Source organism: Achromobacter kerstersii (assembly GCF_902859595.1).
In the GTDB taxonomy this organism is placed as follows: domain Bacteria; phylum Pseudomonadota; class Gammaproteobacteria; order Burkholderiales; family Burkholderiaceae_B; genus Achromobacter; species Achromobacter kerstersii.
Genome location: NZ_CADIJQ010000009.1, coordinates 128,578 through 152,580 on the forward strand (window position 1 = coordinate 128,578; position 24,003 = coordinate 152,580).

The window sequence follows — 24,003 nt, forward strand, 5'->3', positions numbered from 1 at the left end:
TGCTCCTGAATTATTCGGGCTTGATGCCCAGGTCCTGAACCACCTTGCCCCATTGGGAAATCTCGTTGCGGATCGCGGTGGTGAATTCGGCGGGCGTGCCGCCGGCCGGTTCGGCGCCATCGGCCAACAGCTTTTCCCGGGCTTCCGGGGTCAGCAATGCGCGATTGACGGCGGCGTTGAGTTTTTCAACGATGGGGGCGGGCAGGTTCTTGGGGCCGATCAAGCCGTACCAGAGCGTGGCGTCGTAGCCAGGCAGACCCGATTCGGCAATGGTCGGCACATTGGGTAATGCGGCAATGCGCGTTGCGGTGGTGACGGCCAGCGCCTTCATCTTGCCGGACGCTACGTGCGGCAGGGCGCTGGCGGTGGCCGCGAAATAGAGTTGGACCTGGCCGGCCATCAGATCATTCTGTGCGTTGCCGCCGCCCTTGTAGGGGATGTGCGTCATCTCGACGCCCGCCTTGCGGTTGAACATTTCATTGGCCAGATGAATGACGCTGCCCTGGCCCGAAGACGCGTAGTTGATGGCGCCGGGATGCTTCTTGGCGTAGTCGATCAGTTCGGGCACGGTATTGGGGGCGAAGCCGGGGCTGGCCACCACCAACAAGGGGCCGCGCGACACCTGCACGATGGGCGTGATGTCCGCAACCGGGTCGAACGACATCCGATAAAGGCTGGGGTTGACCGTGTAGCTGGAGGAAATCAGCGTCAGCGTGTAGCCGTCTGCGGGCGCGTTGCGGCCGGTCTCGACGCCGATCATGCCGCCCGCACCCGGCCGGTTTTCCACGACGACGGTCTGCTTCAATTCCGCCGTCAGGGCCTGGCCCAGATATCGCGCCAGCAAGTCGGCGCCGCCGCCCGGGACGAACGTCACGATCAGGCGGATGGGGCGTTCGGGGTAATCGGCTTGCGCCACCCCGCTGGCCGCGGCCAGCACGCAAGCGCCAACTGCGGCAAACCATCGAAAGTAGGGGCTGCGCATGAAAGTCTCCGATATGAATATTGTTCTATGGAGCGATTCTGCTTATTCTGTGTAATAGCCGTCCAATATGTTTTTCGGATGTCAGTAATTCTTATTCGGAATTACTGAATTTGGCGGTCCCATTCACGCTTTCCCCTTTCTGACGTCCCGCTCCATGGATTTGAAGTCGATGCGCATGTTTCTTGCGCTTGCTGAAGAGCTTCACTACGGGCGGGCCGCCGCGCGTTTTTTCATTTCCCAGCCGCCGTTGACCAAGGCCATCCAGCAGTTGGAAGAACGGCTGGGCGTCACCCTTTTTGACCGCAACAAACGAAGCGTCAAACTGACGGTGGCCGGCACGGCGCTGGTGCAGGAAGCCCGCAGATTGTTGGCGCAGACCGAGCTCTCGATCCGCACGGTGCAGCGCGCCGAGCGTGGCGATGCGGGGCGCTTGCGCATCGGCTTTGTGGCGGCCGTGCTGTTCATGGATATCCGGGAAGTGGTGCTGGGCTTGGAACGCGATCTGCCCGGCCTGGAAAGCGTTTGGGAAGAAATGGGGTCGTCAGAGCAGCTACAGGCGCTGGAGCAGGACCGCATCGACATCGGCTTTGCGCAGGTTTCCCAGGGCGTGGGCGACATGAAGTCGATACCCGTGGGCCGCGTCGGGCTGGTGATTGCGCTGGACGAAGGGCACCGGTTGGCGCGACGCCGGCGCGTCAAGCTGGAAGAGTTGGCTGAAGATGCCTTCGTCGCCATTCCCCGGCACAGCGGGCCAAGCTTTCATGACCTGACAATCGCCGCCTGCATGGAGGCCGGGTTCAGCCCCAGGATCATGCATTACGCCAAACACCTCGTATCGGTGGTGAGCTTGGTTGCCATGGGGCGCGGCGTGTCGCTCGTGCCGCGGTCATTCGCCCGCGCGGGTGTGCCGGGCGTGGTGTTCAAGGACATCGATGGCCTGGTGGTCGAAGCGGAGTACTCGGCAGTATGGAACCCCGCCAATACCTTGCCGCTCTTGCCTCATGTGTTGAGCCTGTTGGGCGGCGAACACTAGCGCCTGGGCCTTGCGCGTGGCTCGCGCTCAATTCCATCAAGTGGAATTGCCGCGTTGCGGCGGCCCAGTGGGCGACCCTAGACTCGGCAGGGCCTGGCTATCCAGCCAGATGCCTCAGAGAAAACCGAACGTCACGTGGAAGCTGCCGCATGCCTGCCATCGAAGTGTTGAGCGCCTTTGCCGACAAGATCCAACAAGAACCCCTGTCCGCAGAGGTCAGCCGGCACGCCAAGCGCGCGCTTGTCGATTGGTATGCTGCGGCCTATCCCGGCGCGTCTGACCCCGCCGTGGCAATACTGCGTTCGTTGGTGCTGGACGAACCCGCCTGCGACGCGGCCGATCTGGTGGCGGGGGGGCAGGCGACGGCGCGCTCGGCGGCGCTGATCAATGGGGCGGCCGCGCATGCCGCCGAACTGGACGACAGCTATCGCGACGCCATGTACCACCCGGGGGCCGCAACCATCGCCGCGGCGCTTGCCGCCTGCCAGGAACAAGGCTTGAGCGGGGCGCGGCTGTTGAAGGCCATCGTGACGGGCTACGAAGTGTCTACCCGCATCGGCGTGGTGCTGGGCCGCGCGCACTATCAGTACTGGCATAGCACCGGCACGGTGGGCACGTTCGGCGCGGCGGCTGCGGCGGGTTCCGCCTATGGCCTGAACCCGGCGCAATTCGCGCATGCCCTGGGCACCGCCGCCACCTTTGCGGCCGGCTTGCAGCAAGCCTTTCGCAGCGACTCCATGTCCAAACCGCTGCATGCCGCGCGGGCGGCCGAAGCCGGGGTGCTGGCCGCGAAGGCGGCGCGGCGCGGGCTGACGGGGGCTTGGGACATGCTGGACGGAAAAGGGGGGCTGGGGCAAGCCATGAGCGATGGCCCCACGTGGGATGGCGTGGGCGACACCTTGGGCAAGGACTTTCACATTACCCGGCTGACGTTCAAGAATCATGTGGGTTGCGGCCATACCTTCGCGGCCATCGATGCCGCGCTTGCGCTGCGCGAGGGGGCGGGCTTCAAGCTCGGGGACGCCAGCCGAATCCATGTCTACACCTATCGTCCCGCGTTGGACATCGCCTGCTATGGCAAGCCGGCAAGCTCCAACGAAGCCCGCTTCAGCCTGCGCTACGTAGTGGCGCATGCCTTGCTTCACGGCAGCGTCCGCTTGAACGCCTATGACGATGAACGTGTCCACGACCCCGTGCTCGGCGCGCTGATCGACCGTATCGATGTGCATGCGGACCCCGATATCGACGCCGCATTCCCGGCGAACCGGTCCGCTCGGATCGACATTGCATTCACATCCGGAGAACGGCGCACGCACTTCCAGGCAAACCGCAAGGGCGATCCGGAAGATCCGTTGAGCGATGCTGAGCTTGAGTCAAAGTTCATCGAGCTTGCCACCCCATGCCTGGGTGCTGCGGCGGCAAAGGAAAAGCTGGCGGAGCTTTGGCGTATCGATCAGCGCGCCGACCTGCGCAACATGGCGTAGTCAGACATATAACTGTTGGTCGAAATCGATATTGGACCGTCTTGAAGCCGCAAAGATAGAGTGCTTGCACGGACGCGACAGAACGTCCGCGCCATTCGCAGCCGGCACGCGCAACCCTGAAAGCGCGGCGTGCGCTGCGGATGAACTCGACATCCCTGGCTGGAGACAACATGAAGTCCAATCAACGACGCGCGTTCCTGCGCGCAAGCCTGCCGTTAGCCGCACTGATCGCATCTGGCGCGGCTGCGCTTCCCGCTACAGCATGGGCCGATACGGCGTATCCGAAGCAGAAGGCGATCACGCTGGTGGTGCCGTACACCCCCGGCGGATCAATCGATACAATGGCGCGCCTGGTGGCCGAACAATTGCAGGCCAGGCTGGGCCAGAACATCATCGTCGAGAACCGCGCAGGCGCGTCGGGACTGATCGGCTCTGAATACGTCGCGCGCTCTGCGCCCGATGGCTACACCTTGCTGTTCAACGCGTCGAGCCAAGTGGAAATGCCCTTGGTGATGGGCCGCGCCACCTATGACGCCGAGAAGGATTTCACCGCCATCTCGCAGGTCGGGTACGTGCCCTTGCTGGTGGTGACGCATCCCGGCATACCCGCCAAGGACTTGCGCGAATTCTCGTCGCTGGTTAAAGGCGGGAAGAACAAATACACCTGGGCGACGTCTGGCTACGGCACGTCGGGCCATCTGGCCGAAGAGCTCATCAAGCACGGGCTGAAGCTGGACATGGACATCATCTCGTACAAGGGCGCCGCGCCGCAGCTGACGGACGTGATGGGCGGCCACGTGTCCGCCGCTGTGTCGCCCATGCCCGGCGTCTATCCCCACGTCAAATCCGGCAAGCTACGGCCGCTGGCGGTGACCAGCGCAGAGCGTCTACCGCAAATGCCGGATGTGCCCACCGTTGCGGAAAGCGGTCTGCCCGGCTTCGAACTGTTGTCGTGGTACGGCGTGTGGGGGCCGGCTGGCATGCCCGAGCCGGTCGTGCAGCGGCTGGCGCAGGAAGTCGAGGCCGTGAAAACCAATACCGCCTTGCAAGCACGATTCCAGGAATTGTCGTTTGTCACTGTGCCGTCGACGCCGGCCGCCTTCGCAGACGTGATCCGCAAAGACATCGAGAAGGTCAAAGGCATTGTCGCGGACGCAAATATTCGCGTGGCGTTTTAAGGAGAAGCCGTGATGACGACAACCACGAAGGCGCTTGCGCAGTGGATTTCCGGTTTGCGGCGCGATGACGTGCCAGAGGACGTGCGCCGTGCCTTGCGTTTGCTGGCTCTAGATACGTTCGCGTGCGCAATGGTAGGCGGCGCGCAGCCGTGGACGCAGGCCATCCGGTCATGGGCGTTGGCGCCCGGCTCCAGCTTGCAGGGGCCGTCGCGAATTTGGGGGGAGTCCACGGGACGCTTGCGCGCGTCGGACGCCGCCATGGTGAACGGCGCGGCCGCCCATGCGTTCGAGTTGGATGACTTCCACAACGCCAAGGTGCATCTGGGTGCGGTGGTGGTGCCCACGGTGTTTGCGCTGGCTGAAAGCCTGGACGCCACGCCCGAACGCGTCGAGACCGCACTGGCAGCGGGTTACGAGATCATCATCCGAAGTTCGCTGGCGCTTAAGCCCGCGTTGGCGCGGCTGCACGGTTGGCACCTGACCGCCGTGTGCGGTCCTTTGGGCGCAGCGGCGGCAGCGTCCGTGATGCTGGGGCTGGACGCGGAGCGCACCAGTTGGGCCTTGGGCTTGGCTGGGACGCAGTCGGGCGGGCTGTTTGCCTTTACGGCAGACGGCGCGTCTTCCAAACGCTTTCACCCGGGGCGCGCGGCGCATGCCGGCGTGATGGCGGCGGAACTGGCGAGCCTGGGCTTGAGCGGCCCCACCCAGCTGTTCGAGGCGGAAGATGGAGGATGGCTGCGCGCATTTTCAGAAGATCCGGATGAATCGGCGCTGACCGATCGCCTGGGCGTGCATTGGCACGCTCCAGAGACCAACTTCAAACCTTATGCGTGCTGCGGCAGCGTGCATGCACATGTGGACGCTGCGATCGCACTGCGGCCCCACTGGAGGCCGGGCGGCCGCGTGCGCGTGGGCATGCCCGAGGTGGTTCGGGTGCAGTGCGGTTACGACTATCTGCCGGGCAGTGCGCTGAATGCGCAGATGAGCGGCCGATACAGCGTGGCGGTGGCGCTGCTGGACGGTGCAGTGCTGCCCGAACAGTTCGAAGCGGGCAGGATGCAGTCGGAGGATGTCGTCACGCTTGCCGGGCAACTGGAGCTGGTCCACGACAAGGACCTGGACGCGCTTTACCCGCGCAACTTTTGCGGCTGGGTCGAGGTGCAGCGCCCGGATGGCGAATGGAAGCGCCACGCGGTGTTGAATCCGTCCGGGTCTGCGGCCAACGCGTCGCGTGGCGAGGCGATACAGGCCAAGGCCCATACCCTTCTGACGCCATTGTTGGGCGCGAACGATGCGGCGAGATTGCGCGGATCGTTCAACTCGCTGGGCGAAACGCCCATCCGCGAGCTGCTAGCCAACGCCACGATCCACGACGTGGCGGAACCGGCGCGGCCGGTTCGCCAAATTGCGTAGCGGCGGCGCGCTCAGGCGATAGGGGGCTCAAGAATGCCTCGGACCACGTTGGCGACAACATCCGAGGGGTTCTTGGGGTTCCAGATGGCGCAGATGCGGACGCGTTGCTGCACCTGGTCAAGCTTGCGGTAGACCACGCCCGGGACGGCGCTTTGCGCGAATGAGCTGGGCACGAACGCAATGCCCAGCCCCAGGCTGACCATTTGGAAAATCGTCAGCGCGTGCCGCGCCGTGTGCGCGATCTTGGGGCTGAAGCCCGCCTCGGCGCACGCCGCGATAAAGCTGTCAAAGAGCGCGGGTGCATACTCGCGCGAAAACGCCACGAATGCCTGATCGCGCATTTCACCCAAGGGTATGTCCGCGCGGGTGGCGAAGGCGTGGCTGGAAGGAATGGCCAGGCTGAACGGCTCGGTGAATATCGGCAGCGCAGCCAGCTCTTCAATGTGGGGCTGTTCGTGAATGATGCCGATATCGATCTTGTCCTGAAGCACCGCCCGAATCTGGTCTCTGGACCCCATATCGGTGACCGCCACATTCACCTGCGGAAACTGGGCCTGTAGCCGCTCCAGTATCTTTGGCATCACGTGAAACACGGCCGATGTCGCCATGCCCAGCCGCAGTTCACCGATGTCGCCTTTGGCCGTTTTCAGCGTGGTGTCGACCGCGGCTTGCAGATGCGCAAGCACGGATCGGCTTTCGCGCAGGAAGACCTTTCCTGCATCCGTCAATTTCACTTCGCGCCGCGTGCGCAGAAAGAGCATCACCCCCATCTCTTCTTCCAGCGCTTTGATCTGCTGAGACAACGGGGGTTGCGACATGTGCAGCTTCGTCGCCGCACGGCTGAAATTCAGTTCTTCTGCGACGGTAACGAAGTAACGAAGCTGGCGAATGTCCATTAGTCAGTGTTCCGATAACTGTTAGCCGAATTCCATATTGGATGGATGCTTGGCAAACGCCTAGAGTGCTGAGCTTGGGCTCACTTTCGAAGTGGAAACCGTAGATGCAAACAGGAGAGCGAATGGAATCGGTTGTTCAACAGTCTCGCATGGAACGAGAAACGAAAGCAGATAAATCTGACGCCTGCGCAACAAGCTCATTCTTTGTCGAGCGTGAAAATGGCGTGTGTCTGGAGGTGTACGCGCAGGGGCAGGGGGACTTGCTTGTCCTGCTCCCGTCGCTTGGCCGTGGCGCGATAGATATGGAAGACATATCAACGCCATTGGCCGCTTCGGGATATCGGGTGCTGCGTCCCGAGCCTCGCGGAAATGGCCGCAGTGTGGGTCCGCTGGAAGACAAGACCTTGCACGATTGGGCGGAGGACATCGCTGCGGTCGTGGAAAGCCAGCATGCCGGTCCGGCATTTATCCTGGGCCACGCGCATGGGAATTGGATCGCCAGAACGCTGGCCTCTGACCGCCCGGACCTGGTGCGTGCGCTGCTGTTGTTGGCAGGTTCCGCAGGCAAGGTGCCCGAGGGCTTTGAGGGACTGCCGATCAGCCATGAAACACGGGCGGTGATTGAACGTTGCGGAGACACGTCGCTTCCCACGGACGTGCGTCTCAGAAGCCTGCAAGAAGTATTTTTTGCGCCGGGCAATGACGCCAGCGTATGGCTGACCGGATGGAACACGCGGTTATTGACCATGCAGACGCTCGCGCAAAAGCGTACGCCCGTGGACGATTTCTTTGCGGGCGGTGTTGCCCCCATCCTGAACTTGCAGGCGCAATACGACGTGATCGCGCCGCAACGTTTCGCGCGGGTATTGAGCGATCGGCTGGGCGAACGGGTGACCAACGTCACCATTCCCAATGCCGCGCACGCGCTGCTGCCAGAACAGCCGGAGGCGGTGGTTGCCGCCGTGCTGGATTACCTGAGCAAGCATCGCTCGCGGTGACGTGCCGCGCCTGGCCTGCCCATCGGGACGGGCCAGGCGCGAGTGACATCCAAGCGTTGCATGGCGCCTAGGCAGGCGGCGGCGTATATCCACACAAGCCCGCTTCTTCAAGCGCTTGAAGGAACGACACAAGACTGATGTCACGGCCGGCTGCGGCGCCGAATTGCAGGCCCACGGGAAGGCCCTGCGCGGACAGCCCGACGGGCACGCTTGCTGCCGGCAATCCCGTCAGGCTGAAAGGAACCCTGGCCTGGAGATCGTAAGTGTCCCGAATGAGGGCCTGGTCATCGATAGGACACGGGAAAACGAAGCTCGATAGCGATAGACACACATCAACGTCTCTAAGCGCCGTATCCAGCTGCTGGGTGAGCAGCCGCTGTTCATCCTTCGCCAACACGTATTCCCGAACTGTCACCAAGCGGCCTTTCCCGATTCGATCCAAGGTTCGCTGACCGTACGCAGTCGGGTGCGCATCGATTGCTTCGCCATGGTAGGCGTACGCCTCGGTGTAAACCACGGACCTAGAGCACGCAATAAACCGGGCAAGGGGCGGCGCATCAACGCGTTTGATGATGGCGCCCGCCTTGTGCAGGCTGGCAATCATCGCGTTCAGCGCCTTTGTCATTTCCGGATGCGCATCTATCCCTGAAGAAAACGAATCGATGACGCCGACGACCGCTCCGCGCAATGATGCCTTCGGTGTGGTCAGCGCAAGCGCCTGATAGGCCTGCCGGTCGGCTGATCGTGCCGCGATCGCGCCCATGGTCAACGGAAGATCGTGCGCGGATCGGCAGAGCACGCCCACGTGGTCGCAACTTCCTGAGAGCGGAACCACGCCGGTGGTAGAGATTGCTTCGAAGGTGGGCTTGAAGCCGTAGATGCCGCATGCACTGGCCGGGTGGCGCACGGAGCCTCCGGTATCTGTGCCCAGTGCAAAGTAAGCCATGCCAGCCGCCACCGCCACGGCTGACCCGCTGGAAGAACCGCCCGGGTGCCTGGCCGAGTCCCATGGGTTGCGCGCGGGCGGCCAAGGCAGGTCCAGTGAAGGTCCGCCAGTGGCCAGTTCATGCAAGCTGTTCTTGCCGATCAGAATCGCCGCAGCGTCACGCAGGGCCGAGGCAACGTCACTGTCTTTGTCTGCGACGACATCCCGCCGGGCACTCGAATGGCAGGTTGTTCGCCAATTCTTGACATCAATATTGTCTTTGAGGGAGTAGGGTATGCCGGCCAGGTTCTTGGCCGGCTCCGCAGACACGTCGATCAGCGCTGCGGCATCTCTGGCATGGTCGAGATCAACTGCTAGAAACGCCGCAAGCGTGCCCTCTAGTTGGTCGATCTGCCCGGCGCAGGCATCGACGGCTTCCGCAGGGGAAAAGCGCTTCGCGCGGAACGCAGCATGCATCTGAGTCGCGGACCAGAAGCACGGATCGGATGCGCGTGACGAACGCGCGCGGGTGCTGTTCAAATCGTGAGTCATCGCAGGCCCATCTCATCGATCAGTTTGGTCCAGCGCCTGCGTTCTTCGGCCGTGAAGGCGTCCATGGCTTGCGGCGTGACGAGGTTCACGTTCGCTCCCAAGTCGTTCAAGGCCGCGGCGACATCAGGCGCCTGCAATGCTTGATTGAATGCGGCGTTCAGCTTGTTCACCACCGCGTCGGGCACACCCGCCGGGACAAAAACGCCATACCAGCCAACCACATCAAACCCGGGAATACCTTGTTCGGCGATGGTCGGGACATCTGGGAACGCCGGACTTCGTACCGCCGACGTCACGCCCAGCGCCTTTAGCTTTCCCGCTTTGATCTGACTGATGCAGAGCGGAACATTGCAGAACATCATCTCGACGCGGCCCGTGATCAGATCGGGCAAAAGCGTCGTCCCCCCTTTGTACGGGACGTGCAGCATATCCACGTGCGCCATCTTCTTGAACAATTCTCCGGAGAGATGCACGGTTCCGCCTGCGCCGGTCGAGGCGAACGTGTAGGGCTTTTGCTTCGCCAGCGCGATCAGCTCAGTCACGTTACGGGCTGGAATGTCATTGCCCACCACCAACAGGTTTGGAATCGAGGCTAGCTTGGCAACCGCACGGAAGTCCTTCTGGGGGTCATACGAGAGGTTTTGCTGCATGACCACATTGACGGCATTGGTGCTGGTCGTGCCTAGCATCAGTACATAGCCGTCTGGGCGCGAAGACGCCACGTAAGCCGCGCCGATGTTGCCGTCCGCGCCTGCCTTGTTTTCCACAACCACCGGCACCTTAAGGATCTTTGACAGCTCGCCGGAAACGAGCCGGGCCAACGTGTCTGTTGTGCTGCCCGGACCCCATGGAACAATCCATCGGATCGGCTTGTCAGGGAAATCCGAAGCAAAGGCATGTTGAGTCATGGCGCACATCGATACCATGGATGCCACTATGCAAGTCAGCCATCTGGCGCCGGGAAGCGCCCCTTGTCGTCGGTGATCCAATTCTGTCTCCTAGTTTTGCAGGGTGGGCTGAAGGGCCGCACCCTCGGATTCTAGGATCGACAAAATCGGGATTCCAATACGATTTCAGACTCACTGTTATTCGTTTCGCCAGTCGTGCCGCCGTTCCGGCCAACGCTGTCTGCGTGGACCTTTAGGCAGAAACACCGCATTGCTGGCCTCTTCATCTGGGCTGGAATTGGTCCTAAACGGGAAGCAAGGCGCAACTTGAAGGAGGGCCCGCCAATCCAGCCAACCGTATCTGAATCAATTCCAGCAGCGCCCGAACCCGCGCAGTCACGGAATGGCGATGGCTGTATGCCCCCAGCAACTGCAGGGGGGCGGGACACAGGTCCAGTGGTACCTCCTGCAATCGGCCCGTAGCAAGGTCTTCCTGGCAGGGGTAGGCCGCCACAATCGCGAAGCCGATGCCTTGGCGTGCGCCTGCCACGGCCAACTCGCCGCTGTTGACGCGGTAGCGGCTGCGTACCGGCACCTTGACGATTTCGCCTGCGGCGTCCTGAAACTGCCAGGGCTGGCCCTTCAGCGCACTGAGGGTAGTGATACAGGGCAGAGACTTCAGCTCGCGAACGTGGCGTGGCGTGCCGGTCCTGGCCAGCAAGGAGGGGGCCGCAACCACGATGCTGGGCAGTGTGGCGAGTTCGCGGGTGATGAAGGCACTGTCCTCCTGATGGCCCCGGTGGAAGACGATGGATAGGTCCACGTCCTCTCGAAGCACTTCCAGTCCGGTCATCCGGGTATCGCATTCCAGCTCGATGCCTGGATGGAGGCTACAGAATTCGGCGAGGATGGGAGCCAGCAGCCTTGGCGCTTCGCCGGGCATGCACATTTTCAGAGGACCACGCAGTTCGCGCTGTACCGCACCCAGCTCTTCCTGCGTGGAGAGCAGAGTGTCGAGCAAGGGCTTGGCGCGTTCATAGAGCAGTCGACCGGCTTCCGTCATACGCAGATGACGGGTGCTTCGTTCCAGCAAGCGTGTCCCGAGTTTGCGTTCCAGTGCGGCAACGTGGCGGCTGACGTTGGATGAGGGAATAGCCAAAAGACGCGATGCGCCAGCAAAGCTCTGCTCGTCAACAACGGCTGTGTAGACGCGGACGGCATTCAGATCAAGCGCATCGCGCATTAATTATCCCGACTGAGGTACGAAAGCGTCCCATTTTTGCATGCTAGTTCTCTGCTGTGGCGAAATCTAAGATGCCATTTTGTTCGATGCGAGGGCGGTGAGTCCCGCATCGAGCACCGTATGGACAGGAGAGATTCAGCGTGGAAATTGGAATACTTGGCGGCGGCATCGCGGGCCTGAGCGTGGCATTGGCGTTGCGCAAGCAGGGTTACAACCCTCGGGTCTATGAGCGCCGAGCGGAGCCGGCAACCATGGGGGCCGGCGTGACGCTCTGGCCCAATGCCAGCTTTGTGCTGGATCAACTGGGGCTGTTGCAAGACATCGACGCCATTGGCGGTCGGCCGCTGGCCATGCACCGCCAGGATGCGGTGGGCAATGCACTGGGAGGCCTCGATATCGCCTTGCTGGACCGGACGATGGGATACCCGACCTACACGGTGCTACGCCGGCACTTGCAGGAGGTGTTACTAGATCATGTCGTCCGGGCCAGGATACCCGTGGCGTTCGGGCACCGGGCGGTGGGTATTGAGCTGGATGCCAATGGCAGGGCTGTGGCCCATTTCGAGAACGGTGCGAGCATCCGCCCGGATCTGCTCATTGGCGCCGACGGCCGCATGGATTCCGTGGCGCGCAAGTTTGTCGCAGGTGACAACACCCCTGTCTATCAGGGCTTCGTGAACTGGATTGGCGTAGCGCAGGGGCAGCATGCGCTGGTGGACGATATTTCGATTCAGGATTTCTGGGGGGCAGGCGAGCGCTTTGGTTGCGTCGCGGTTCGACCCCAACTGGTGTACTGGGCTGCAGCCCAGGCTCGGCCCCTATCTGATGCCATACCGGCTGCAGATATACGCAGGGAGGTCGAAGATCTGTTCGCGGGATGGCCCGAACCGGTCGCGCGTATTATCCGTGCGACGCCCGCAGATGCCATCCGGCTGATTGCGGTGCATGACCTGGAGCCGCTGCATACGTGGAGTCGGGCAAATGTACTGCTGGTGGGGGATGCCGCACACGCGCCGTTGCCGACGTCGGGGCAAGGGGCCTGCCAGGCGTTGGAGGATGCGTGGCATTTGGTCCGGTGCCTGGATGGCGCAAGCGGCAGCCTGGATGAGGCCTTTCGGGCGTTCACGAAGATCCGCAGCCCCAAAACGGCAAAGCTGGCGGAGCAAGGTCGGGGCTTCGCTCGCGGGTTATTCGCCACCGATCCTGAAACCTGCCGCCTGCGCAACGAGCGGGCCAAGGCGTCCGATCCTTTGCGTGACGTGCAGGTCTTGGCCGCCGGGTGGGGACAGGGCCTGCCAATGCCGCAGATCGCGGCCGTAGCTCGTCTGCGGCGACGCGCTAGCCATTCAACCTGTACAGCGTATAGCGACGACTTTTATAGATCGGCGCCAACCGCGCTCTGACACTTGCTTGAATTGAAGGCTCTTCATCCGGGGGAATGGCTATAAAAGCGATTTTTCCCTGTGCAAAGTCGAGCCCTTCCAGGTCCCCGATAGCAATCAGCTTTGCCCGACCTTCCGAATAGAAGCGCGCGGAGTAAGGCAGGTTATCCAAAAAATACAGCTGTTGTCCTTCGCTCATCTGAGACCGGGCCGCTGCAACCAACTGCTTCTCGGTCTTGAATTTAGTCGGGACGGCGAACGAAATCAGCCCAAGACTAATGGCCGCGATTGGCGCCAGCGCACCTGTGACGATCAACACTCTGCCTAAGCGTGTTGAGTCGCAGGCAGCGAAAAACGCTTTGGCGTGAATCGCGAAAAGCACTGCGAAACCAGGCAAGCTTGGCAACACATACGTCCAAAGTATATTTCCGGAAAATGAGAAGAAGACCGGCGCGGCAAGGGCCCACAGGGCCAGGTATCCGGCGACAGGCGACCTGCTGATCTCGACTGCCTTTGCCCTGCGAGAGGATCGCGTACCTACCCAAATGGCAAACAGGATACCGCCGCATCCCCACGGAAACGATGCAAGCAGCCAGTCGCCCCAAATACTGCCTAAAGGCCTGCGGTGCGCCGTACCGTACAGATCGCCTTGCCAGCCTGCGTCCACGAATCGCAGAAAGTGCTCGCCGATTAAAAAGTACCGGAGAAATCCTGGGGTCTTTATCTCTGCGCAGATGTACCAGGGAACGGTCAGCGCCAGGAATACCAACGTGCCTTTGACCCAAGGCAGATGGGTCAGATGCACTATGCGCTCCCGGTATATGGCAAGCCATGGCACGACCACTATCCCGACGAGGACGATGGCCAATGGTCCTTTGGACAGCACACCAATCGCCAAGCCCACAAAGAGGCCATAGCGCCAAAACGGTGTAGGCGATTCCCGCGCAACAAGGAACGCCAACACTGCATAGGCGACCCCCAGCGCAAAGAACGCATCCGTCAGCACCGCGCCGGCTGCGGTCAGCGGCAGGAACATGGTCGCAAGTGTGAGGGTCGCCCATCGTGCCGTCTCTCGCTCAGCCAGGATAGCTGTCCCACGATAGAGCAAGGCCGCAAGCGCCGCCATCGCAAGGAATGAGGGGAATCGAACGGCGAATTCAGAGTTTCCCAGGGTAAGTATCCCCAGCGCCTGGGCCCAGAACGATAGAGGTGGTTTTCCCCAGAACGGAACGCCAGGTTCGTACCAAGGAGTTATCCAGTCTCCAGACTCGACCATGAATCTGGCAATCTCGGCGTATCGTGGTTCTGAATTATCAATCAGTGGCATCAGAGCCATTGAAAGTAGACGCGCAATGACGACGCCCGCCAGCATCCAAAAAAAGCGTTTAGCCGTCAACTGCATTTCTTGCTCGCATTCCGGCTTGGTGTGGCGCCATTTCGATGGCGGCCTCAAGAACATCTCGCACGACAAAGATGGGACGCTGCTTCGTCTCCATGTACCCCTTGCCTACGTATTCGCCCAATAGACCGATTGTCAAAAGTTGAATGCCGCTTAGAAGGGTGATCATGGCCGTCAGGGACGGGTAGCCCGGCACATCATGGCCGAACACAATAGTCTTGAAAATTATCCAGAGGCCGAAACTGCCACCTGCCAATGCAACGACCGCGCCGATGGCGGTTGCCCATCTCAACGGCGCGGTTGAAAAGGAGGTAATGCCCTCAAGGGCGAGACCGAACAAGGCCAGGTACTTCCATTTTGTCTTGCCCGCGACTCTGGGGGCTCGGTCATAATCGATCACTTTGGTCGGGAACCCGATCCACGAATAGAGACCTTTCATATACCGGCACCGCTCTGGCATTTGGAGCAGAGCCGCCACGGTTCGACGACTCATCAGTCTGAAATCGCCAGTGTCTGCGGGAATTCGAGAGCGGCTCAAACGGCTCAGGACTCGATAGAACGCGTAGGCGGACAATCGCTTGGCAAACCCTTCGCCCTCGCGTTTTCGTCTTCGCATCGAAACGACATCGAATCCCTCCAGCCATGCCTTGACCATCTCCGGGATGAGTTCCGGAGGATCTTGCAAATCGGCATCCAGCAGGATCATCGCCTCGCCCCGCGCATAGGCAAGGCCGGCGCTCATCGCCGCCTCTTTGCCGAAGTTTCTGCTTAAACACACTACGCGGACTCCGGGCTCTTTCTGAATCAACGCAGCCAGGTACAAGACGCTTTCGTCTGTGCTTCCGTCATCCACGTACACGAGTTCGTACGGCAGGGCCAGCTTTCCTAGTATTTCTTTCAGCTTGGAATGACAGATGGGCAAGACGTCCAGCTCATTGAAGAACGGGATGATGACCGAGATACTGCTCTGGCATTCCGCGCTTGCGTCGGCGCCCGCTGGACTTGGAGGTAACGTGATCATCGTTTGACACCACTCGCTATCGAAGTCTGCCAATTCGGATAGAACCGCACGAAAACCGTCAACCCTTGAAATTCATTTATCTCTCTTTGCAAAGTACCTCCTGCTTACTGGAAAGGGGTACCCGTGAAAACGAGCAGCAAAGCGAACAGAGCCGGATTCGCCATCGGCATTGGACAAAATCTGCGAGGTGACAACGTCGTTGCGACGCTCGGTCGTGTATGCGCACTGCCCGGCGTTCCGGGGCGCGGGGCCGAGGCCTCAGAAGCGCCAGCGGCCGAATATGAAAAGGACGTTACCCGTGCCGCTTGAACCTGGGATGTAGGTGGCATAGAGCATAGCGCCCCTGTAGCTCGCGCTGACCAGTGGCAGGATGCCGGGGAAAGGCACATAACCCATGATGTCTTGGCGCGCGGTCAGGAACACCGTATAGCCCGCACCCAGTCGGAAGTTCTCGCTGACCTGGCCGATCTTCAGGAAGCCGTAGCCCGCGGCGGGTTGGACCTTGCTGTGTGAGTCCAGAAAGGCCATGGCGTAAAGGCCCTGCCAATCACCGTCTTCATCGTAGATGCTGCGGCCGTATCCGCCGCCCCAGGCCAATTCGTTAAAGCCGTTGATTTGTTCTTTGCTGTACGTGGCGCGGTTGTGCCACGTATATCCGCTTATGTAGAGATCGTTACCGCCCTCGGTCCAGATCTGGTCAAGCCGGTTGCAGGCGGACCGCGCCCAGTTGGGCATGCTGTCGCAAGACTGTGCGGGGGCGGCGGAAACAGAGAGCAGTACAAACAGTATCGCTACCCGGAGTCTTGCGGTTATTGCGGTTATTGCGGCCGTCGAGGAGAAATGACGGGTCCAATACGGTAATGGAACTGTCCTTATTTTCCCTGTCATATCGACGTTCCCATTACGACCGGAAAAAAATGCCGCGTATTGGACACACCTTGAACTGACTCTGCGGCGGTTTAGATCACACCGACGCAGTCAGGGCTCGTAATTCGAGATATTGGTACCCTTAGCGCGACACGCCGGGCATCAGGCCGCTATTTGTTCATCACGAACCCAACGATCGGCGGGTTCGCCGTATTGGTATCGATGGTTCGTCTGCGCCGATATTGACTAGAGCTACGGTGGCGTCGGCGCCGACGGTCCAGCCATTGCTGTTGCGCAAGTTATTCGAGGCGTCATCCGTGATGAACAGCAGAACCATGGCCTTCGACTGCGCGCCCGCATGAATGCCGATCAAGCCGGACGCGGTGCGGTAGAGCCCACAACAGCAGCTTTAGAATAGCGGCGATCAAGACAGTCGTGATACCAGGGAATACGAGCAACCGATTCCTAACGTTTTTAAACATCGCACACAAAGAGAAAGCCACCAAAAGCAAAATGCCCTGAAGCACCGGTCGGATCGGTTGGCAACCGACTTGCGCATTTACCCGCTGGGAAAACAGGCGTCGGCCAAGACAGCCAGCACGTTCAACTACCTCGACCCCCCGGGTTGGAAGACGTCGTCCACGAATGGCGGCTATTGATCCACAGCGCGACTCCCGTGACGCCCGCACTGAGCAGAACGCCGGCCACCGCATCGATAGCAACGAAGCTTCTATCTACGAAGCCTCTATCTACGAAGCCTCTATCTACGACGCCTCTACTGCGGTGCGTTCATCTCCTTTTCCTTCTCCTTCTTTTCCTTTTTTTCTCCGTCGTAATGCGACTTGATGGCGAGAAACATGCCGGTGCCCAACACGAGGACCTTGAACGTACCGAAGATTACAGGGACCCAAAAATTCATCATTTCCTCAACACGCTGCCTCAGCAGCTTCAATTTCGACTCGTGGGCCAGGCAACGACAAACTCAGCGCGGTGAGCGCTATGAGCAGGTGCCATAGACAGATCCCGAAGGCGCTTTCCCAGACGGTCACCTCGTAGCTGCTTAAAAAAAATGGCAACGCTGAGAGCGGGGGGATTGGGGAGCGTGAGCGCCGTGCTCCCCATAGGAAGCCACATTTTACCGTCAAGATCCATACAAGTTGTTGAATTGTTCTGGTTGTATGGTTTTGTTCGTTCATTAATGTCTAAAAAACCCATACATAAGGCAAGGGATGTCTCTCCCTCGTCGCCTTAAAAGACAAACAACGACAAGGAAACTCCGCGCCGGCATCTCATCGCCCCACCGGCACCCCTCAGGGATTCCCCCAATCACATTCTCCTTGCGGAAACTCAATCCCCTATAGGACACTTTGTGTCATTAGAGCCGACACGGCGCAATCAAGGGGAATGGCATGACGGTTTTTGGCAAGGTAGCTGCGCTGGCGTTGACGGCGGGAATAGTGGGGTTCGCAGGCAGCGCGCACGCGGCTTACCCTGAGCGGACTATCCGTTTGGTTGTGCCATTTGGCGCTGGCGGGATCACGGATATCGTGGCGCGTCAGGTGGGCAAGGGCATGGGCGATGTGCTGGGGCAGGGCGTCGTAATTGAAAACCGGCCCGGGGCGGGCGGCGTAATTGCCGCGCAGGTGGCGGCGACGGCTGCGCCGGATGGCTACACGATCTTCATGGGCACCGTGGGCACGCAGGTTGTGAACCCGCTGATCTACAGCAAGCTGAGCTATGACGCGGACAAGTTTGCGCCGGTGGGCATGGTGTCGGGGTCGCCGTACTTGCTGGCCGTGCGGGCCGGGCTGCCGGCGGCGTCGTTCACTGAGTTCGTGGCGTATGCCAAGAAGAATCCGGCCAAGCTCAACTTCGGGTCAGCGGGCAACGCCAGTTCGCCGCATCTGGGGCTGGAGCTGCTGAAGCTGACAGCCGGGCTGGACATTGTGCATGTGCCGTTCAAGAGCGGCAGCGAAGCGGTTAACGCCGCGATTGGTGAGCAGGTGGATGTGGTGATGGACGCCAGTCCCGTCATCATGCCGCACGTGGCGTCTGGCAAGCTGCGCGCGTTGGCCGTGGCGGCCGACAAGCGTTTGCCGTCCGCGCCGGCGGTGCCGGCCAGCCCCGAAGTGGGCGATGCCGGGTTGCAGATCAGTTCGTGGAACGCATTCTTTGCGCCGGCAGGCACGCCGCCCGAGGTGGTGGCCGCGTTGAATGCGGCGTTGCAGAAGACGTTGGCGTCGCCTGACCTGAAGGAACGCCTGGCTGCGCAAGGCACGCAGCTTTACACGGGTTCGCCCGACGAATATCAGCGCTTCATCTCGGGCGAAAAAACCAAGTGGGCCGAGATCGTGAAGCGCGCCAACATCAAGATGGACTGAAGCGATGGCACTGACTTCTCATCCGCTGGCGGGCAAGCCGCTGGAATTGGCCGACACGTTGCGGTCGGGCAATGCGTGGAAAATCAGGCTCGCCTGCGGGCTGATGGGCCTGCCGTTGACGCGGCGCACCTTTGATATTGTGAAGGGCGATCTGGAGACCGACGCGTTTGCGCGGATCAATCCTTGGCGTCAGGTGCCGGCGTTGTTGACGCCGGAAGGCGAGTGGCTGGCCGAGTCGCAAGCGATTCTTTGGTATCTGGCCGAAGGCACGCCATGGCTGCCTGGTGATCGTCTGGCGCGCGCGCAGGTGTGCAGTTGGCTGAGCTTCGAGCAGACGCAGCACATGCACGCGTTTGCGCAGCCGCGCTTGTTGATTCATTTGCGCCAGACGGCGCGCGTGGACGATCCGGCGATGGTGGCGTGGCGTGCGATTGGGATGAAGGCCGCGGCGTGGATGGATGCGCATCTGGCGGGCCGCCATTATTTGGTGGGCAGGGCGCCGACGATTGCTGACGTGGCCTTGTACCCCTACACCAGCATGGCGGCGGAGGGCGGTTACGACCTGTCCGCCTTCGCGAATATCACTGCCTGGCTGGCGCGCATGCGCGCCTTGCCGGGATTTACGCCGTTGATGGAAACGGCCTGACGGAGACATGATGAACGATACGATGCACCTGGGAAAAGACGAGCTGATCGCGCGGGCGCAAGCCGAAATGCAGCGTCAGTTCGAGACGCCGCAATGGAGCCTGCGCGAGCGCCTGGCGCTGACGTGCCGGATCTTGTTCGATGGCGGTCACGACTCTGGTCTGGCCGGGCAGATCACCGCGCGCACGACGGAGCCGGGCCGCTACTACACGCAGCGGCTGGGGCTGGGTTTTGACGAGATCACGGCCAGCAATCTGCTGGTGGTGGACGAAGACCTGCGTGTGCAGGAAGGCGGGGGCATGCCCAACCCGGCCAACCGTTTTCATTCGTGGATTTACCGCGCGCGTCCGGACGTGAACTGCATCATTCACACGCACCCGCTGCATGTGGCGTCGCTGTCGATGCTGGAGGTGCCGCTTGAAGTCTCGCACATGGATAATTGCACGCTGTATGACGACGTGGCCTTCTTGAAGGACTGGCCGGGCGTGCCGGTGGGGAACGAAGAAGGCGAGATCATCTCGGCGGCGCTGGGCAGCAAGCGCGCCATCTTGTTGTCGCACCACGGCATGCTGATTGCGGCCGGCTCGGTGGAAGAGGCCTGCGTGCTGGCGCTGCAATTCGAACGTGCGGCGCGCATGCAACTGTTGGCGATGTCGGCGGGCAAGATTCAGCCGATTCCGCCGGCGCTGGGCCGCGAGGCGCACGACTGGATTCTGACGCCCAAGCGCTCGCAGGTGGGGTTTTCGTACTACGCGCGTCGGGCGCTGCGGGCGCATCCGGACGTATTGGCGTAACCGGGGCAGCTGGCGTCTGCTGGCGTCTGCGGGCGTTTTGTGGCGGGGGCGGCAGGCAGAGGCGAGCGGAGCGCAGCGGGGCAGGAAGATGCTGCCCGCTCGACGGCCGGGCCGGTTTCGGGCATGCTTACCGGTCGTCTTTTCGACCCTTGCCCCAATGATCGACCTGCCGCACCGCCTTCGCACCCTGCGCCGCCAGCAATCCCTGTCTTTGGAACAGCTGGCGCAACGTACGGGCCTGACCAAAAGCTACCTCTCCAAACTTGAGCGGGGCTTGAGCGAGCCGTCGATCTCCACCGTGCTGCGGCTGGCAGAAGCCTATGGCGTGGGCGTGTCGCAACTGGTGGGGGCGGACGACGCCGCGCAAGACGAAGTGGTCAGCGTGGTGCGCGTGGCTGACCGAGAAGCCCTGCAACGGGGCGGGCTGGGCGCGGAATACCGGTACGAATCGCTGGCCGGACGCCGCAAGGTCAAGGCGATGGAACCCTTTGTGGTGCATCCGCCGCGCGACTTTCCAGACGCCGCCGCGGTGTTTCCGCATCCGGGCGAAGAGTTCCTGCTGGTGATCAAAGGGTCGATAGAAGTGCAAGTGGGCGAACGCCAGTTCCGCCTGGACACGGGCGATTCCGTCTACTTCGATTCCGAACTGCCGCATCGCATGCGCACTGTCAGCCGCGCCCTGGCCGAGGTGCTGGTGGTGGCGGCGCATTGATTCGCCGGGACGCCGGCAACGCATAAACCGATAACGACACACAGGGATCTCATGAAACATGATCAATCGCGGCTGGTCCGCATCGATACCGGCCCGCTGATGAACCCGGTGCCGGGCAAGCCCCGCCGCCCGATTTCGGGCGACGCTGCTTTTCTGACGGTGACGGCCTTTGAAGGCAATGCGGGCAAGGCGGAAGCCGGCGTGTGGGAAAGCACGGCGGGCGTCTTCCAGGCAAACACCACCGGCTACATCGAATTTGGCACCATCATCGAAGGTTCGGCCCGGCTGGTCGACCCGGACGGCACCGTGCATGAACTGACCGTGGGCGAGGCCTTCGTCATGCCCGAGGGCTACACGGGCCGCTGGGAAGTGGACCAATTCGTGAAGAAGATCTACTTCATCACGCGCCTGGCCTGACGCCCATCCACGCGCATGCCCGTTATGGCTGTGGCCGTTGCGGATACGCCGACGTGCCGAATGTATTGCCCATGCGGTTGCCAATGGTGGCCGGCGTGGGCAGGCCCATCTGATTGGGCGGGCGTTGCGTGACGGCTTCAGACTCCAAACTCGGAGCGGGCCTCACCGGCGCAGCAGGCGCCATCTTCTGGTTCAGACAGTCATAGGACAGTGCGCGATAGCCGTTGACCTCGGTCTCGATGCAGGCGCCGCCTGCTGCGGCGGGCGCGGGGGCACCACGTGCGCCGGATGCGGCGGCTGCGGCGGCGGGTTGCGTGTCGGCCGCGAACGACGGCGGCCCGGCCAGCGCCAACACAACAAAGCCAATCACCCGTAACACTGTGCGCATGCGCGCTCCTTGAACAAACCCGGCCTGTTGCAGCCGGTGCAATCCGCAAAGTATAGGGACGGCCACGGGCGCGCAGGTGACCGTTGCGTGGCGGCGGCGCGTGCGGGGGGCGCGTCGTGTCACGAATGCGTCATTCAGCGCCTCTAGCATGGCGGCTTTTGTTAGGGCGGGCGCCCAGGCGTCCTGTGTGGCGGCCATGTCAGGCACTTCCCCCTTGCGGTCACGTTCATGAGCGGCGCCTTCAAGGGGCGTGGCGTGGCGCTGCGCGCTTGTCTGGCCTTGGGCCTGCTGGGGCTGGCGCCCTCAAGCGGGGCAGCGCCGCCTGCCAAGCCCATTGAGTTCGCGATTGCGGCGCAGCCGTTGGCGCAGGCGCTGGTCGAATACAGTCTGGCCAGCGGCCTGACCGTGCTGGTCGACAGCACCTTGACAGCGGGCCGGCAGGCCCCGGCAGTTGTCGGCCGCTATACGCCGGGCGACGCCCTGCGCAAGCTGCTGGCCGATTCGCCCTTGGCCATCCGTTACGCCAGCGAGCGCTCGTTCACGCTGGTGGCGAAACCAGATGAGTCGGCCGCGGCCACCGCGCGGTCGGGCAAGCGCCTGCGCGATACGCCTTACGCCGCCGTCGTGCAGGGCGCATTGAAGCGCGCCCTGTGCGCCGCGGCGGCCACGCAGCCGGGCAATTATCGTGCGCTGGTGCAGCTGTGGTTTGACAAGGCATGGCGCGTGACACGCGTGGGCTGGGTGGCCTCTACCGGACAGGCTGGCCTGGATGACCGGCTGGAAGCGGCCTTGCGCGGCGTGGTGATCGGCCCGTTGCCTGCCACCTTGCCGCAACCGTTGACGGTGTTGTTGACGCCGCGCAGTGCGGCGGAATGCGCCGATATGCCGGGAGCCGTCCATGCGGGATAAGCCGGCCGACACGTCGTTGCGTTCCTTGTTTCTTGAGCGCTACAACGATTTTCGTAATCAGCTCAAGCGCAGGCTAGGGTCGGAAGACCTGGCGCACGATGCGATGCAGGAGGCGTTCTTGAAGGTCAATGATCTGCCCGCCAGCGCGTCGATTCAACAGCCCGCGGCCTATCTTTTCCGGGTGGCGTTGAACATCGCGGAAGACCAGCGGCGGCGGGATTCCCGTTTGCTGACGGGGGTAGAGATCAGTGAACTGATCCACCTCACGGACGAGGCCGCGGACCCCGCGCGTATTGCGCAGGGCCGCAATCAGATCGACGCCTTCGGGCGCGCGCTGCGCAAATTGCCCGAACGCACGCAGCAGATGGTGTTGGCCGCGCGGGTGCACGACTTGCCGCACGCGGAGATTGCGCGCCGCTATGGCGTGTCGGAACGCATCGTCTCCAAAGAACTCAAGCGTGCGCTGGAACATTGCGCGCGGGAGTTGCACCAGGACGAAGAACCATGGCGTTGACGATGAGCATGCCCGGAAGAAACAAGCACGAAGACGCGGCGTCGCGCGAGGCGCGGGCGTGGCTGCTGGCGTTGACGTCGGGCCGCGCCACTGAGGACGATGCGCAAGCGTTTCGCAGTTGGCTGGGCGCGGATGCCCGGCATCAGGCCGCCTTTGCCGAGCAGAAGCAGCTGTGGCAAAACGTGGGGCCGGCGATTCAAAACGTGGTGGCGGAGCGCAAGCGCAAACCTGTCGTGACGGGCCGGCGCGCCTTTCTGGGGGGCGCGCTGGCGGCATCAGCTACCTATCTGGCATTCAAGCCGCCCTTGGGCCTGTGGCCCGGCGTGGACACCTTGGGCGCGGACTATCGCACGGCCGCGGGCGAACAGCGGCGCGTGTCGCTGGGCAATGCGCTGGACGTGGACATGAACACGCTGACGCGCATCAATGTGGGCAGCGATGCGCATGGCGCGGTCATTGAGCTGGCTGATGGCGAAGCGGAAATCCGCAGCGGCTCCACGCCCGCCGTGGTGGTGGCCGGCAAGGGCCGCATCACCGCGCGCGACGCGACCTTCAACTTGCGCTACATCGATGGCGAGGCGCGGCTGTGCTGCCTGTCGGGCGCGTTGCGGCTGGTGCATGCGCAGGGCGTGTTCGATGTCGTGGCCAACCGCGAACTGCGCTACGACGATGCGCGGGTGATGCCGCCGGTGCAGGTGGACCCCGATGTCGTGACCGCGTGGCGGCAAGGCTGGCTGGTGTTCAACCAGCAGCCCTTGGCGCAAGTGGTGGACGAGCTGAACCGCTATCGGCGCGGGCGTTTGGTGCTGATGAACGAGCAGCTGGGCAAGCGTCTGGTGCAGGCGCGTTTTTCGCTGGCGCAGGTGGCCGACGCCGAACGCTTGATCCGCGACGCGTATGGCGCGCGTGTGACACATCTGCCCGCAGGCGTCGTGTTGCTGTCATAAGCGCGCCACAAAGACGGCCCCTTGATGAATTATTTG

General features: G+C 62.1%; 24 protein-coding genes and 1 pseudogene. 14 read left to right on the plus strand and 11 right to left on the minus strand.

Annotated features, from left to right (window positions below; genetic code table 11):
• Positions 1 to 10 precede the first annotated feature (10 nt).
• Complete coding sequence (locus HV765_RS23470; RefSeq protein ID WP_175171146.1) at positions 11 to 982, minus strand: tripartite tricarboxylate transporter substrate binding protein; 972 nt, start codon at positions 980 to 982, stop codon at positions 11 to 13.
• Between the two features lie 169 nt (positions 983 to 1,151).
• Between HV765_RS23470 and HV765_RS23475 the strand changes: the two genes are divergently transcribed.
• From HV765_RS23475 to HV765_RS23490, 4 genes are all read left to right on the plus strand, one after another.
• Positions 1,152 to 2,015 (plus strand): LysR substrate-binding domain-containing protein, encoded by an 864-nt coding sequence (locus tag HV765_RS23475; protein ID WP_175171147.1) that lies wholly within the window; start codon positions 1,152 to 1,154, stop codon positions 2,013 to 2,015.
• Positions 2,016 to 2,164: 149 nt separating this feature from the next.
• Complete coding sequence (locus tag HV765_RS23480; protein WP_175171148.1) at positions 2,165 to 3,499, plus strand: MmgE/PrpD family protein; 1,335 nt, start codon at positions 2,165 to 2,167, stop codon at positions 3,497 to 3,499.
• Between the two features lie 170 nt (positions 3,500 to 3,669).
• Entirely contained in the window at positions 3,670 to 4,677 is a 1,008-nt protein-coding gene (locus HV765_RS23485; RefSeq protein WP_175171149.1) for a Bug family tripartite tricarboxylate transporter substrate binding protein, read from the plus strand.
• Positions 4,678 to 4,689: 12 nt separating this feature from the next.
• On the plus strand, positions 4,690 to 6,090 hold the full coding sequence (locus HV765_RS23490; RefSeq protein ID WP_175171150.1) for an MmgE/PrpD family protein: 1,401 nt from the start codon (positions 4,690 to 4,692) through the stop codon (positions 6,088 to 6,090).
• Positions 6,091 to 6,101: 11 nt separating this feature from the next.
• Here HV765_RS23490 and HV765_RS23495 read toward each other — a convergent pair whose 3' ends face one another.
• Positions 6,102 to 6,986: a LysR family transcriptional regulator gene (locus tag HV765_RS23495; protein WP_175171151.1), complete on the minus strand. Its 885-nt coding sequence runs from the start codon at positions 6,984 to 6,986 to the stop codon at positions 6,102 to 6,104.
• A gap of 122 nt (positions 6,987 to 7,108) precedes the next feature.
• Between HV765_RS23495 and HV765_RS23500 the strand changes: the two genes are divergently transcribed.
• Complete coding sequence (locus HV765_RS23500) at positions 7,109 to 7,984, plus strand: alpha/beta fold hydrolase (RefSeq protein ID WP_254600696.1); 876 nt, start codon at positions 7,109 to 7,111, stop codon at positions 7,982 to 7,984.
• Positions 7,985 to 8,051: 67 nt separating this feature from the next.
• Here the strand turns inward: HV765_RS23500 and HV765_RS23505 are convergent, their stop codons facing one another.
• The 3 genes from HV765_RS23505 to HV765_RS23515 form a co-directional block, all read right to left on the minus strand.
• Positions 8,052 to 9,461, minus strand: a complete 1,410-nt coding sequence (locus tag HV765_RS23505) for an amidase (RefSeq protein ID WP_175171152.1) — start codon at positions 9,459 to 9,461, stop codon at positions 8,052 to 8,054.
• Complete coding sequence (locus tag HV765_RS23510) at positions 9,458 to 10,369, minus strand: Bug family tripartite tricarboxylate transporter substrate binding protein (RefSeq protein ID WP_254600697.1); 912 nt, start codon at positions 10,367 to 10,369, stop codon at positions 9,458 to 9,460. The genes HV765_RS23505 and HV765_RS23510 overlap by 4 nt, the downstream gene beginning before the upstream one ends.
• A 283-nt stretch (positions 10,370 to 10,652) precedes the next feature.
• A complete protein-coding gene (locus HV765_RS23515; protein ID WP_175171153.1) occupies positions 10,653 to 11,591 on the minus strand; it encodes a LysR family transcriptional regulator in 939 nt (312 codons plus the stop codon).
• A gap of 140 nt (positions 11,592 to 11,731) precedes the next feature.
• Between HV765_RS23515 and HV765_RS23520 the strand changes: the two genes are divergently transcribed.
• Positions 11,732 to 12,994 carry an FAD-dependent monooxygenase gene (locus tag HV765_RS23520; RefSeq protein WP_254600698.1) on the plus strand — a complete coding sequence of 421 codons (1,263 nt, stop codon included), beginning with the start codon at positions 11,732 to 11,734 and terminating at the stop codon, positions 12,992 to 12,994.
• Here the strand turns inward: HV765_RS23520 and HV765_RS23525 are convergent.
• The 5 genes and pseudogenes from HV765_RS23525 to HV765_RS23540 all read right to left on the minus strand — a co-directional run bounded on the left by HV765_RS23525 (position 12,930) and on the right by HV765_RS23540 (position 17,212).
• Positions 12,930 to 14,375 (minus strand): ArnT family glycosyltransferase, encoded by a 1,446-nt coding sequence (locus tag HV765_RS23525; protein WP_175171154.1) that lies wholly within the window; start codon positions 14,373 to 14,375, stop codon positions 12,930 to 12,932. The genes HV765_RS23520 and HV765_RS23525 overlap by 65 nt on opposite strands.
• Entirely contained in the window at positions 14,359 to 15,393 is a 1,035-nt protein-coding gene (locus HV765_RS23530; RefSeq protein ID WP_175171155.1) for a glycosyltransferase family 2 protein, read from the minus strand. The genes HV765_RS23525 and HV765_RS23530 overlap by 17 nt, the downstream gene beginning before the upstream one ends.
• A 258-nt stretch (positions 15,394 to 15,651) precedes the next feature.
• The gene (gene pagP / locus HV765_RS23535) at positions 15,652 to 16,206 is read right to left on the minus strand and encodes a lipid IV(A) palmitoyltransferase PagP (RefSeq protein WP_254600714.1); all 555 of its coding nucleotides are present in this window, start codon (positions 16,204 to 16,206) and stop codon (positions 15,652 to 15,654) included.
• Between the two features lie 196 nt (positions 16,207 to 16,402).
• Positions 16,403 to 16,657 (minus strand): annotated as a pseudogene (locus HV765_RS31930) (YSC84-related protein); the annotation flags it as partial.
• A gap of 378 nt (positions 16,658 to 17,035) precedes the next feature.
• On the minus strand, positions 17,036 to 17,212 hold the full coding sequence (locus HV765_RS23540; RefSeq protein WP_175171054.1) for a hypothetical protein: 177 nt from the start codon (positions 17,210 to 17,212) through the stop codon (positions 17,036 to 17,038).
• A gap of 457 nt (positions 17,213 to 17,669) precedes the next feature.
• Here HV765_RS23540 and HV765_RS23545 point away from each other — a divergent pair, with 457 nt between their 5' ends.
• From HV765_RS23545 to HV765_RS23565, 5 genes are all read left to right on the plus strand, one after another.
• The gene (locus HV765_RS23545; protein WP_175171157.1) at positions 17,670 to 18,641 is read left to right on the plus strand and encodes a Bug family tripartite tricarboxylate transporter substrate binding protein; all 972 of its coding nucleotides are present in this window, start codon (positions 17,670 to 17,672) and stop codon (positions 18,639 to 18,641) included.
• A 4-nt stretch (positions 18,642 to 18,645) separates the two neighbouring features.
• On the plus strand, positions 18,646 to 19,287 hold the full coding sequence (locus tag HV765_RS23550; protein WP_175171158.1) for a glutathione S-transferase family protein: 642 nt from the start codon (positions 18,646 to 18,648) through the stop codon (positions 19,285 to 19,287).
• A 10-nt stretch (positions 19,288 to 19,297) separates the two neighbouring features.
• Positions 19,298 to 20,080 (plus strand): aldolase, encoded by a 783-nt coding sequence (locus HV765_RS23555; protein ID WP_054427877.1) that lies wholly within the window; start codon positions 19,298 to 19,300, stop codon positions 20,078 to 20,080.
• Positions 20,081 to 20,237: 157 nt separating this feature from the next.
• A complete protein-coding gene (locus HV765_RS23560; RefSeq protein ID WP_054427863.1) occupies positions 20,238 to 20,792 on the plus strand; it encodes a helix-turn-helix domain-containing protein in 555 nt (184 codons plus the stop codon).
• 51 nt (positions 20,793 to 20,843) lie between these two features.
• On the plus strand, positions 20,844 to 21,209 hold the full coding sequence (locus HV765_RS23565) for a cupin domain-containing protein (protein WP_054427862.1): 366 nt from the start codon (positions 20,844 to 20,846) through the stop codon (positions 21,207 to 21,209).
• Between the two features lie 22 nt (positions 21,210 to 21,231).
• Here the strand turns inward: HV765_RS23565 and HV765_RS23570 are convergent, their stop codons facing one another.
• Complete coding sequence (locus HV765_RS23570; protein ID WP_175171159.1) at positions 21,232 to 21,597, minus strand: hypothetical protein; 366 nt, start codon at positions 21,595 to 21,597, stop codon at positions 21,232 to 21,234.
• Positions 21,598 to 21,825: 228 nt separating this feature from the next.
• On the opposite strand from HV765_RS23570, the gene HV765_RS23575 reads away from it, so the two are divergent.
• Genes HV765_RS23575 through HV765_RS23585 form a run of 3 tightly spaced genes read left to right on the plus strand, consistent with a single transcriptional unit; the run spans position 21,826 to position 23,967 of the window.
• Positions 21,826 to 22,506: an STN domain-containing protein gene (locus tag HV765_RS23575; RefSeq protein ID WP_254600699.1), complete on the plus strand. Its 681-nt coding sequence runs from the start codon at positions 21,826 to 21,828 to the stop codon at positions 22,504 to 22,506.
• Entirely contained in the window at positions 22,496 to 23,020 is a 525-nt protein-coding gene (locus HV765_RS23580; RefSeq protein WP_175171160.1) for an RNA polymerase sigma factor, read from the plus strand. Before HV765_RS23575 ends, HV765_RS23580 begins: the two co-directional genes overlap by 11 nt.
• An 8-nt stretch (positions 23,021 to 23,028) precedes the next feature.
• A complete protein-coding gene (locus tag HV765_RS23585; RefSeq protein ID WP_254600700.1) occupies positions 23,029 to 23,967 on the plus strand; it encodes a FecR family protein in 939 nt (312 codons plus the stop codon).
• Positions 23,968 to 24,003: the final 36 nt, after the last annotated feature.